Source organism: Massilia aquatica (genome assembly GCF_011682045.1).
GTDB lineage: Bacteria > Pseudomonadota > Gammaproteobacteria > Burkholderiales > Burkholderiaceae_D > Telluria_A > Telluria_A aquatica.
The window spans coordinates 43738-56031 of the sequence record NZ_VVIW01000015.1; the positions used below are offsets into that span (position 1 = coordinate 43738).

Annotated in this window: 6 protein-coding genes; 4 read left to right on the forward strand and 2 right to left on the reverse strand. The window is 66.7% G+C overall.

Annotated features, from left to right (window positions below; all coding sequences use genetic code 11):
* The first annotated feature begins 85 nt into the window (after window positions 1-85).
* The 3 genes from recC to recD are packed head-to-tail and all read left to right on the forward strand — an operon-like array spanning window position 86 to window position 9050.
* The gene (recC, locus tag F1609_RS22085) at window positions 86-3487 is read left to right on the forward strand and encodes an exodeoxyribonuclease V subunit gamma (RefSeq protein WP_167078821.1); all 3402 of its coding nucleotides are present in this window, start codon (window positions 86-88) and stop codon (window positions 3485-3487) included.
* A complete protein-coding gene (gene recB, locus F1609_RS22090) occupies window positions 3484-7125 on the forward strand; it encodes an exodeoxyribonuclease V subunit beta (protein ID WP_167078822.1) in 3642 nt (1213 codons plus the stop codon). Before recC ends, recB begins: the two co-directional genes overlap by 4 nt.
* A complete protein-coding gene (recD, locus tag F1609_RS22095; protein ID WP_167078823.1) occupies window positions 7122-9050 on the forward strand; it encodes an exodeoxyribonuclease V subunit alpha in 1929 nt (642 codons plus the stop codon). Before recB ends, recD begins: the two co-directional genes overlap by 4 nt.
* A 34-nt stretch (window positions 9051-9084) precedes the next feature.
* Here recD and F1609_RS22100 read toward each other — a convergent pair whose 3' ends face one another.
* Together F1609_RS22100 and F1609_RS22105 are read right to left on the reverse strand one after the other, a co-directional pair.
* Window positions 9085-10113, reverse strand: coding sequence for a serine hydrolase (locus tag F1609_RS22100; RefSeq protein WP_167078824.1), 1029 nt, complete (start codon window positions 10111-10113; stop codon window positions 9085-9087).
* Between the two features lie 310 nt (window positions 10114-10423).
* The gene (locus F1609_RS22105; RefSeq protein ID WP_167078825.1) at window positions 10424-11440 is read right to left on the reverse strand and encodes a sulfate ABC transporter substrate-binding protein; all 1017 of its coding nucleotides are present in this window, start codon (window positions 11438-11440) and stop codon (window positions 10424-10426) included.
* Between the two features lie 281 nt (window positions 11441-11721).
* Here F1609_RS22105 and F1609_RS22110 point away from each other — a divergent pair, with 281 nt between their 5' ends.
* The gene (locus tag F1609_RS22110) at window positions 11722-12249 is read left to right on the forward strand and encodes a GNAT family N-acetyltransferase (protein ID WP_167078826.1); all 528 of its coding nucleotides are present in this window, start codon (window positions 11722-11724) and stop codon (window positions 12247-12249) included.
* Window positions 12250-12294: the final 45 nt, after the last annotated feature.

The window sequence follows — 12294 nt, forward strand, 5'->3', positions numbered from 1 at the left end:
GCAACCCGAAGCCGAGCCCGCTTTGAACCGTTGACCGCACGTATCACCCTACCGCGCCCAGCCCAAAGCTAGTATGCTGTGCGCCATGTCTTCCTCTGTCACACCCGGCCTCCTTATCCTTCACGGAAACCAGATGGAGCAACTGCGCGCCGCGCTGTTTGCCTGGCTGCGCAACCACCCGCTCGACCCGCTCGAAACCGAAATCATCCTGGTGCAATCGAACGGCGTGGCCGAGTGGCTGAAAATCGCCCTGGCCGAAGAAATGGGCGTGTGCGCGGCCACCCGCGTGGCGCTGCCGGCGCGGTTTTTGTGGGAAGCCTACCGTGGCATGCTTGGCCGCGAACGGGTGCCAACCCGCTCCCCGTACGACAAGGGCCCGCTCACCTGGCGCCTGATGCGCCTCTTGCCGCAGCTGCTGGCCGACGACGCCTTCGCCCCGCTGCGCCACTTCCTGGGCGACGGCGACCCCGAACGGCGCCTGCAACTGGCCGAACGCCTGGCCGACCTGTACGACCAGTACCAGGTGTACCGCGCCGACTGGCTCGACGACTGGAGCGCGGGGCGCGACCGCCTGCGCAGCGCGCGCGGCGAGCTGATTCCCCTCACGCCCGACCAGCGCTGGCAGGGCTGCCTGTGGCGCGCCGTGAACGACAGCCTGCCGCCCCAGTTGCGCGACTCGGGCCGCGCCACCATCCACCAGCAGTTCGTGCGCGCGGCCGACAGCGGCGAAGCGCCGGCCGGGCGCCTGCCGCGCCGCGTGGTGCTGTTCGGGATGTCGGCCTTGCCGTACCAGACCTTGCAGGCGATTGCCTCGCTCTCGCACCACACCCAGGTGCTGCTGGCGGTCCCGAACCCATGCCAGTTCTACTGGGGCGACATCATCGAAGGGCGCGAACTGCTCAAGGCCGCCCACAAACGCCAGCGCCAGCGCGGCGGCATCGACTTATCAGGCGTGCCGCTCGAAGAACTGCACGCGCACAGCCATCCGCTGCTGGCCAGCTGGGGCAGGCAAGGGCGCGACTTCATCCGCATGCTCGACGAATTCGACACCGAGTCCGCCGAGCGCGCCGACAAGCTGCGCATCGACCTGTTCAGCGAAGGCGAGGGCGACACGCTGCTGGCGCAGGTGCAGGCGGCCGTGCGCGACATGCTGCCGCTGCGCGAGCACCCGTGCGCGCGCGGACAGGCGGAACCCGACTGCGCGCCCAAAGACGACTCGATCGAATTCCACGTCGCCCATAGTGTGCAGCGCGAAGTCGAAGTCCTGCACGACCAGTTGCTGTCGTGGTTCGGTACGCCCGGCGCCAGACTGCGTCCGCGCGACGTGGTGGTCATGGTGCCCGACATCGATACCTTTTCGGCCGCCATCCACGCCGTCTTCGACCAGCACAAGCGCAGCGATGCGCGCTTCATCCCGTTCGAAATCGGGGATGTGAAGGACCGCAGCGTCAACCCGCTGCTGGTGGCGCTCGAATGGCTCCTGCGGCTGCCGCAGCAGCGCTGCCGCCAGAGCGAAGTGCGCGACCTGCTCGACGTACCGGCGCTGGCCGCGCGCTTTGGCCTGACCGAGGACGAACTGCCGATCCTCGGCAACTGGATCGAAGGCGCCAGCGTGCGCTGGGGCCTCGACCAGCAGCACCGCGACGGCCTCGGTCTCGGTTCGGCGGGCGAACAGAATGCCTGGATTTTCGGGGTGCGGCGCATGCTGCTCGGTTACGCCAGCGGCGCCGGCGGCAGCTTCCAGCAAATCGAACCGTACGCCGAAGTGGGCGGACTGGACGCCGCCCTGGCCGGCTCGCTGGCGCAGCTGATCGAAACCCTGCTGGCCTGGCGCGCCACCCTGGCCGAGACGCGCACGCCGGCGCAGTGGGGCGAGCAGGCACGCGCGCTGCTGGCGGCGTTTTTCGCCGCCTCCGAAGAAAGCGACCGCCTCACCCTGGTGCAACTGATTGATGCCCTGCAAAGCTGGCTCGAGACCTGCGACAGCGCCGGTTTTGACGAAGCGGTGCCGCTCGCGGTGCTGCGCGAAGCGTGGCTGGGCGCGCTTGATGAACCGACCCTGAACCACCAGTTCGTCTCCGGCGGCGTGACCTTCTGCACCCTGATGCCGATGCGCGCCGTGCCGTTCCGGGTAGTGTGCCTGCTCGGCATGAACGATGGCGACTTCCCGCGCCGCGCGCGCCAGGCCGATTTTGATTTGCTGGCGCTGCCCGGCATGGCGCGCCCGGGCGACCGCTCGCGCCGCGACGACGACCGTTACCTCATGTTAGAGGCCGTGCTGGCCGCGCGCGACAAGCTGTATGTGAGCTGGGTCGGGCGCAATGTGCGCGACAACAGCGAGCAGCCGGCGTCGGTGCTGGTCTCGCAACTGCGCGACTACCTGGCCGAAGGCTGGGACCTGGACCTGGCCGCCATGACCACCGAGCACGCGCTGCAACCGTTCAGCCGGCGCTACTTCGAGCAGGGCGGCATGCTCACGTATGCGGCCGAATGGCGCGCCGCGCACGGCGCCGGCGACACATTGGACGACGCGGTGCTGCCGCCGTTCGAGCTCGAAGCCGAATACCGCCTCAAGCTGGGCGAACTGGCGAATTTTTTACGCCAGCCGGCGCGCTACTTCTTCCGGCGCCGTCTTGGCGTGGCCTTCGGCGACGCCCAGGCCGTGGGCGAGGACGAAGAACCGTTCTCGCTCGACGCGCTGGAACGCTATTTTTTGGAAGACAGCCTGCTCGACGACGCCGCCACCCCCGAGGAACTGCACGAAGTGCGCGACAGCCTGACGGCGCGCGCCGAACGCCTCAAGCGCGAAGGCGTACTGCCGATTGGCCTGGTCGGCAAGCAGTGGCAGGAGCAGCTGGTCGAGGGCCTGGTGCCGGTGCGTACCGCCTGGCTGACCCTGGGCGCGCGCTTCGGCGACATCGCGCCCAAGCTGGCGGTGAGCCTGGACCTGAACGGCGTGCACCTTGACGACTGGGTCGACAAACTGCGCAGCAACGCCAGCGAAACGGCGTGGCTGCTGCAAATCTCGTCCAAGGTGCTCGATAAAAAAGGCGCGCCGCGCGGCGACAAACTGATCGCCCCGTGGCTGCGCCAGCTGGCGGCGGCGGCAGTCGGCCAGCCGGTCACCGGCTATCTGGTGGCGCGCGACGCCATCGTCATGCTGGCGCCGCTCGATCGCGACGAATCGCTGGCGCAGTTGACCGCACTGGTGGCACTGTGGCGCCGCAACATGGATCAGCCGCTGCCGGTGGCTTGCAAGACTGCGCTGGCCTTGTTGCAGCAGGGCGAACCGCGCAGCACCTACGATGGCGGCTTCGAGCTGTCCGGCGAAGTGCTGGACCAGTGCCTGGCGCGCCTGTGGCCCGACTACGCGGCCTTGAGCGCCAGCGGCGAGTTTCCGGCGGTGGCCGAAGCGCTGTACGGGCCATTGGCGAGCTGGCTCGGCCAGCACATCGAAGTCGCGCCCATGGACAGGGATGCGCCATGAGCCAGCTGCTCGACGCCCTGCATTTTCCGCTGTTCGGCACGCGCCTGATCGAGGCGTCGGCCGGCACCGGAAAAACCTGGACCATCGCCGCCCTGTACCTGCGCCTGGTGCTCGGCCACGGCGGCGAGAACGGCTTTGCGCGCGCGCTGCTGCCGTCCGAAATCCTGGTGATGACCTTCACCCGCGCCGCCACGCGCGAGCTGTCGAACCGGGTGCGCGAGCGCCTGGTCGAAGCCGCGGGATTTTTCCGGGGCGAGCTCGATCTGGATGACCCTTACCTGAACGACCTGGCCGGCGCCTGCGGCAGCGAAGGCGAACGCATGGTCGCCGCGCACCGCCTGATGCTGGCCGCCGACACCATGGACGAAGCGGCGATCTTCACCATCGACGCCTGGTGCCAGCGCATGCTGCGCGAGCACGCGTTCGATAGCGGCAGCCTGTTCGACGAAGAACTGGTCAGCGACGAACACGCGCTGTTCGAAGACGCCGCGCACGATTACTGGCGCCAGAACGTGTACCCGCTCGACAGTGGTGCGCTCGGCGCGCTGCTGGCGTGCTGGCCCGACGTGCGCGCCCTCAAGAACACCGTGCGCGAACTGGTGCGCCGGGTGGCCGTGCTGGGCGAGGCGCCCGACGAATCGCTGGAAGAAGCCATCGACCGGGTCGAGCGCACGCAGGCGGCCGAACTGGCCAAACTCAAAGCCGGTTGGGTAGAACGCGCCGACGCCATGGAGCAGTGGATCGCCGGCCAGCGCGAGATTGCCGCCAAGTGCTTCAACGGCAACAAGCTGCGCGCCGATTCGCTGGTGAAGTGGTTCGACGCGCTGCGCAGCTGGGCGCGCGCACCGGCCATGCTGATGCCGGCCCTGACCGACACGGCCTGGCACCGCTTGACGCCCGACGGCATCACGGACGCTTTCAGCAAGGGCTTTAGCGCCGAGATTCCGCCCTGTTTCGAGGCCACCACCGACCTGTGGGAAGCGCTCAAGGCGATCGACCCGCTGGCGCACGCGCTGTACCGGCACGCCGCCTTTCATATCGCGCGGCGCATGATGGAACTGAAACGCCGCAAGCGCCAGTTCGGCTTTGCCGACATGCTCGAGCGCCTGAAAAGCGCCCTCGAAGGCGCCAACGGCGAAGCGCTGCGCCAGCGCATCGTCGACCAGTTCCCGGTGGCGATGGTCGACGAATTCCAGGATACTTCGCCCGACCAGTATGCGATCTTCAACCTGCTGTACCGGGTGGCCGACAACGATCCGTCGCGCGGCCTGTTCCTGATCGGCGACCCGAAGCAGTCGATCTACGGCTTTCGCGGCGCCGACATCCACAGCTACCTGGACGCGCGCAGCGCCACCGAAGGGCGCCACTACCAGCTCGGCACCAATTACCGCTCGACGGCGGCGCTGGTCGAAGCGGTCAACCAGCTGTTCCTGCACGCCGAAGGGCGCGACGGCCATCCTGGATTTCCCGCCGGCGCCTTCCGCTTCCGCAAAGGCGCGCTCAATCCGCTGCCGTTCGACGCGGTGGCGGCCAGGGGCCGCGACCAGCAACTGGTGGGCGTCGACGGGCCGTACCAGGCGCTGGCCATTTGCAGCACCGACCGCGACGACCTGAAAGCCGACGATTACCGCGAATTTTTTGCCCACCACAGCGCCGAGCATATCGTCGGCCTGCTGAACGACCCGCAGGCGGGCTTTGTCGAAAACGGCGCCTTCACGCGCCTGGTGCCGGCCGATATCGCCATCCTGGTGCGCGACCGGCGCGAGGCGACCGCGATCCGGCGCGCGCTGGCGCAGCGCAAGATCCCGAGCGTGTACCTGTCGGACAAGGACTCGGTGATCGAAAGCGAAGAAGCGGCCGACGTGCTGCGCTGGCTGCAGGCGGTGGCCAATCCGCTCGACGGGGCGCTGGCGCGGGCGGCATTCGCCACCCGCACCTCCGGCCTGTCGCTGGGCGAACTGGCGCGCCTCTCATCCGACGAACTGGCCTGGGAAGTGCGGGTCGAGCAGTTGAAGGGTTTGCACATCGTGTGGCAGCGCCAGGGCGTGCTGGCCATGCTGCGCCGCTTCATCCACGACATGCGCCTGCCCGCCGCGCTGCTGCGTCAGGCCGGTGGCGAGCGGCGCCTGACCAACCTGCTGCACCTGGCCGAACTGCTGCAAAGCGCCAGCAGCCAGCTCGAAGGCGAGCAGGCCCTGATCCGCTGGTTCGCCGAACAGCTGGCCGGGGTGGGCGAGGGCGGCGACGAACGCGTGCTTCGCCTCGAAAGCGACGCGGAGCTGGTCAAGGTGGTCACCGTGCACAAGTCCAAGGGACTGGAGTATCCACTGGTGTACCTGCCGTTCGCGGTCACGGCGCGCACCACCGACCGGCGCAACCGCAGCTTTTTCGAATTCGTCGGCCGCGACGGCGTGCGCCGCATCGACCTGGCGCTGTCGGACGAAGCGATGCATGCCGTCGACCGCGCCCGTATCGAAGAAGACCTGCGCCTGCTGTACGTGGCGCTCACGCGTGCGCGCCATTTCCTGTGGCTGGGCGTGGCGGCGGTCACGGCGCGCAAGGCGGGCGACAACAAGCTGCACGAATCGGCGCTCGGTTACCTGCTCACCGGCGGGCAGCCGATCGGCGCGGCCGACATCGCCCCGCGCTGGGAGGCGCTGCGCGGCGGCTCGCAGGCGATCGACCTGCAAGCGCTCGACACGCCGCAGCACATCACCATGCTGGCGCGCGATGAAGCCCGCCCGGCGCTGGTGGACGCCGCCGCCTTTGGCGCCAGTTTCGAGCGTAATTGGGCGGTGGGGTCGTTTACGTCCCTCACGCGCCAGACCAACGCGGCGCCCATGCGCGCGCAGGAAGAGACGCTGTTCGACGAAGAACAGCAGCAACAGGCGCCGCGCACCGACGACGCGCCCTGGCACCGCTTCCCGCGCGGTTCCGTGCCCGGTAATTTTTTGCACGAACAGCTTGAGTGGATGGGGCAGGAAGGGTTTTCGATCGCCGACGACGAGCAGTTCAGCGTCCGTCTTGGCCAGCGCTGCGAGCGCGCCGGCTGGGGCCATCGCCAGGAAGATGCCGTGACCTGGCTGCACGCGGTGGCGACCACGCCATTGCCGCAGCTGGGCGCGCCGCTGGCGGCGATCGGGCGCGTGATCCCCGAGATGGAATTCTGGTTCCCCAGCGAGCACTTGAACAGCGCCGCGCTGGACCGGCTGTGCAGCGCCAACCTGCTCGGCAAGACAGCGCGCCCGTCGCTGCCGGAGCGCTACCTGCACGGCATGCTCAAGGGCTTTGCCGACCTGGTATTCGAGCACGAGGGGCGCTACTGGGTAATCGACTACAAATCGAACGCGCTCGGCACCGGTGACGCCGCCTACAGCAAGGCCGGGATGGCGCTGGGGATGGCGGCGCACCGCTACGATATCCAGGGCGCCATCTACATGCTGGCCCTGCATCGCCTGCTCAAGAGCCGCCTCGGCGACGCTTACCAGCCGGCGCGCCAGCTCGGTGGCGCGATCTTCCTATTCCTGCGCGGGATCGCCAACACCAGCACGCGCGGCTGCTACCTGCTGGAGCCGGACGTGATGCTGCTCGACGCCCTGGATGCGCTGCTTGGCGTCTCAAAGCGGGGTGACGCATGAAACCGGCGATCACCCTCGACGCCCTGTGGATCCAGGTCGCCGCGCTGACCGAAGACGGCCAGTTGCGGCGCCTGTCCGGCACCTTTGCGCGCTTCGTCGGCTCGCTCGGCACGGCCACGCCGGCGCTGATGGTCGCCTGCGTGCTGCTGTCGGAACTGGAGGGGCGCGGCCACAGCTGCCTGATGCTCGACCAGCTGGCGCTCGACCCGGCCACCCTGATGGCCTGGGACAAGGAGCAGTGGGATGCGCTGGCCAGGTCGGCCGGGGCACTGCCGAAGAACCGCAAGGGCTGGATCGACCAGTTGACGGCCTCCGACCAGGTGTGGCGCGTGGGCGACCTCGATTTCGACCAGCCTTTGGTGCTCGACGGCGAGCGCCTGTACCTGCGCCGCTACTGGCGCGACGAAACGCTGGTCGCGCACACCATCCGCGCGCGCGCCGGGCAAGTGCGCGAGGTCGATGCGCCGGCGGTGCGCATCTGGCTCGATGTGCTGTTTGCGTCCGAGCGCCGTACCAAGGGGCCGGACTGGCAAAAGCTGGCCTGCGCGATCGCGCTGCGCGGTTCGATCGCCATCATCACCGGCGGGCCGGGCACCGGCAAGACCTACACCGTGGCGCGCCTGCTGGCATTGCTGTTCGCGATGGCGCCGGACGCCGGACGCCAGCGCATCGCCCTGGCCGCGCCGACCGGCAAGGCGGCGGCGCGCCTCAAGCAATCGATCGACAAGGCGCTCACCGAGCTGGCCGACAAGGTCGGCACCACCTTGCCGCTGCGCGACCTGACTGCCCGCATGGGCGCGGCGCGCACCCTGCATAGTTTGCTCGGTGCGCGTCCCGACACCCGCACCTTCGCGCACAACAAGGGTAATCCGCTCGATATCGATGTGCTCATTGTCGACGAAGCGTCGATGGTGCATCTGGAGATGATGGCGTCGCTGCTGGACGCGCTGCCCGCCGGCGCGACCTTGATCCTGCTTGGCGACAAAGACCAGCTGGCGTCGGTGGAAGCGGGTGCGGTGCTGGGCGACTTGTGCCGCGACGCCCAGGCCGGCGGCTACTCGGCGGCCACCATGGCGTATGCGCTGGCGGCCAGCGGCGAGACCATTCCGGCCGACTATGGCGGCACGGGCGGAGCGCTGGCGCAGCAGACCGTCATGCTGCGCAGCAGCCGCCGTTTCAGTGGCCCGATCGGGCAACTGGCGCTGGCGGTGAATGCGGGCGACGTGGCGCGCGCCGAGGAAGTGCTGCGCGCTGGCGACGGCACGGTGCGCTGGATCGAGCAGGGCCACCAGCAGCATGTGGTGCAGCTGGCCTTCGACGGCTATGCGCCGTATCTGTCGCTGTTGAAAGAGGGCGATGGCGGCGCCGCGCACGAGACCTGGGTGCGCGCGGTGCTGCACCGTTTCGAGGCATTCCGCGTGCTGTGCGCGGTGCGCGAGGGTGAGTGGGGCGTGGGCGGCCTGAACGAGGCGATCGAACAGCGGCTCGACGGCGCGGGACTGATCCGGCGCCGCGGCGAGTGGTATGTGGGGCGGCCGGTCATGATTACCCGGAACGACTACGGCACCGGCGTATTCAATGGCGATATCGGGCTGACCCTGGGCGACCCGGCGCGTCCGGGATCGCTGCGCGTGTACTTCCTGGAGGGCGACAAGGTGCGCAGCGTGCTGGCGACCAGGTTGCGGCATGTGGAAACGGCGTTCGCGATGACGGTGCACAAATCGCAGGGCTCGGAGTTTGCCCACACGGTGCTGGTGCTGCCGCGCGAGCGCGGGGCGATGATTGCGCGCGAGCTGATTTATACGGGGATTACGCGGGCCAGCGCGCAGTTCACGCTGGTGTCGCCGGGGACGGCGATTCTGGGTGAGTCGATTGCGCAGCGCACGCAGCGGGCCAGCGGACTCAGGGAGATGATTGCAGGGTGATCGCTTGCGCGAGCACCCCGGAGCCGTGCCGTGTCTATCGAGCGCGGCGGTGAACGTGGATGACGGGCTTGTTCTGCTTTAACTTCGCGCGGCTGGTCAGGCGCGCCTTGACCACCGGGGTTTTGGCCGAGGCCACCAGTCGCGGCTGATGGCGTCCGTGACCGCGCAGGCTGGCCTTGATCACCGGCGCACGCGCCGCCGACGCCAGCACGATCACCGGCGCGTTGCTGCGCTGGCGCGTCCTGGCGCGCGCAATCACCGGCGCCGGCGCTTCATCGCCGGCGATAAAACGGCGAATACTCAGCGCATCGACGATGCGCGCCGAACTGGCTTTGGCATTGAGCAGCACCAACGTCGCATTCTTGCCCGCCGATTTGATTTTCATGATCAGGCAGCGGCCCGCTTCTTCAGTATACCCGGTCTTCGACAGGCCGATTTCCCAGCCCTTGGCGCCGACCAGGCGGTTGGTGTTGCGGTACTCCACATCGCGCCCGCTGATATTGATCGTGTCGCTCGACTCGGTCGTGATGCGCGCAATTTCCGGATACGCCGACGCCGCCCGGGCCATTTTGACCAAATCCAGCGCCGTCGACTTGTTGTTCGGCGACAGGCCGGTCGGCTCCTCGATGACCGTCTGCGTCATGCCCAGCGCAGCCACCTTGGCGCGCACGGCCGACTTGAAGGCGACCACGCCGCCCGGAAAGGTGCGGCCCAGGGCGGCGGCGGCACGGTTGTCGGAGCTCATCAGGGCCAGGGTGAGCACGTCCTGGCGGCTGATCACGCCACCGACCGGCACGCGCGAGCTGCTGTGCTTGACGATGTCGACATCGCGCTCGTCGATGGCGATCAGCTCGTTCATGTTCTGCTTTGCGTCGAGCACGACCATGGCGGTCATCAGCTTGGTCAGCGAGGCGATCGAGACGACCTGGTTTGAATTCTTTTCGAGGAGCACCTTGCCGGTGGCGTCCTCAATCACCAGTACCGATTGCGAGCCGAAAGGCACGGCCACGGCGGCCGCGGCCGACATCGACATCAGTAGGGTGACAAGCAATTTCTTGATCATGTGGTGGGTCTTTGCAGTAGGGCTTGGGTCAAGGGCGGCGCGAGGTGCGCGGCAGTTGCTGAATGGATTAATTCTATGCGGCAACTACTATAGGGGCACGATAGCATCAAAGGCGCGGACATGTCTAGCGTGCACGCGGCAAAACGAGCGCGAGCGCAATAAACACCTTAATAAAGTCGCGTAAGTGACTGAATTATTTCAAGAAAGCAAAGTTTCTCGTATGCTATTCGGGTGGTAAAAATGCTACCGGAAGGGGGAAGAGGGGTGTTGAAAACCGCTTCCGCGCCGATGGCGGAAGCGGTGGCCATGCTTACTTGGCCTGGTAGATTTTGTCGAACTCGCCACCGTCGTCGAAGTGGGTTTTCTGGGCTTTTTTCCAGCCGCCGAAGACGTCGTCCACGGTGAACAGCGAGATCGGCTTGTAGTTGGCGGCGAACTTCCTGGCCACCGCTTCCGAGCGTGGACGCAGGAAGTGCCTGGCGCCGATGGTCTGGCCCGCATCGGAGTACAGGAAGTTCAGGTAGGCGGTGGCCTGCTTGCGCAAGCCGCGCTTGTCGACCACCTTGTCCACCACCGCCACCGGCGACTCGGCCAGGATCGACACGGGCGGATAGACCACCTCGAAGTTGTCGCCGAATTCGGTGCGCACCATCTGCACTTCGCTCTCGAACGTCACCAGGGCGTCGCCAATGTCGCGCTGGGTAAAGGTGGTGGTGGCCGCGCGCCCGCCGCCGTCGAGTACCGGGACGTTCTTGAAGATGCGCGTGACCAGTTCGCGCGCCTGCGCTTCGGTGCCGCCCTTTTTGATGGTGGCGCCCCAGGCGGCCAGATAGGTATAGCGGCCGTTGCCCGCCGTTTTCGGGTTCGGAATCACCACTTTGACGCCCGGCTTGGCCAGGTCGTCCCAGTTCTTGATCTGTTTCGGGTTGCCTTTACGCACCAAAAAAATCATCGTGGAATAAAACGGTGCCGCATTGTGGGGAAATTTCTTGGCCCAGTCGGGCGACACGGCGCCGCGGTCGGCCAGCATGTCGATGTCGTTGGCCTGGTTCATGGTCACGACCGACGCTTCTAGGCCGTCCGCGACCGAGCGCGCCTGCTTGCTCGAACCGCCGTGCGACATGTTGATGCTGACCGTTTCGCCGGTGGTCTTTTTATAGTCGGCAATGAAGGCCGGATTGATTTCCTTGTACAGCTCGCGGGCCACGTCGTAGGACACGTTGAGCAACTGGGCGTCGGCGGCGCTGGCGCCGAGCGGCAGGATGGCCAGGCCGGCCGCCAGCGCCAGCAGGGCGCGGCGGGTACGCAAATTGCATGTTGTTTTCATGGTGTTCTCTTGGGCTTTCTATTGTAGGAACCAAGACGCATGGTCTAAAATCCGCAGCCAAAACGGAAGGATTGTTTTGTCATATGCTTAGACAGCACGATGCGGGTAGTGTCGCATAAGCTTCCTTGATTTTCTTCGTTGGGTTCGGCCGCGGGTCGGGGTAGGCTGATTGGATTGGGCTGATTCGCAACAGGCCACTTCGTCGATTCTTGGTATAGTTGGTGAGTTGCGCTTGAGTATTGGCAACAATTATTTCTTCTTGTTATTGGTTATGACTGCACATGGGTATTGAGATTCGCATAGCTGGGCCGGATGACGCGTTCGCCGCGTGCGATGTGTTGCGCCGCTCGATTGCCGAGTGCTGCGTGGCGGATCATCGCAACGATCCCGAGCGGCTCAAGGCGTGGCTGGGCAACAAGACGCCGCAGAATGTGGCGAGCTGGTTCGTGTCGCCCGCCAACCACGTCCTCATCGCCGAGCGCGACGGGGTGGTGGTGGGCGTGGCCCTGCTGACCCAGGCCGGCAAATTGTCTCTGTGCTACGTGCTGCCCGAAGCGCTGTACTGCGGCGTCGGCAAGGCGCTGTTGCAAGGCGTGGAAGCCCAGGCCCGCGCCTGGGGCGTGAGCGTGTTGCGCCTGAATAGCACGGTCACCGCCAGCAAGTTTTACGAGCGCAATGGCTACATCCTCGCGGGCAAGGAAATGAGCTGTTACGGGCTGGAATGCGACTTCTTCTGGAAGAAGCTGAACGTGACCGACGCCTGCAACCCGGCCCCGAGCAAGCGTTTTTGTCAATGTAGCGGTCAATAAGGCGCGTGCGCCCTGTGCGCAAGGCAAGCTTGCGCTATAGTGTGC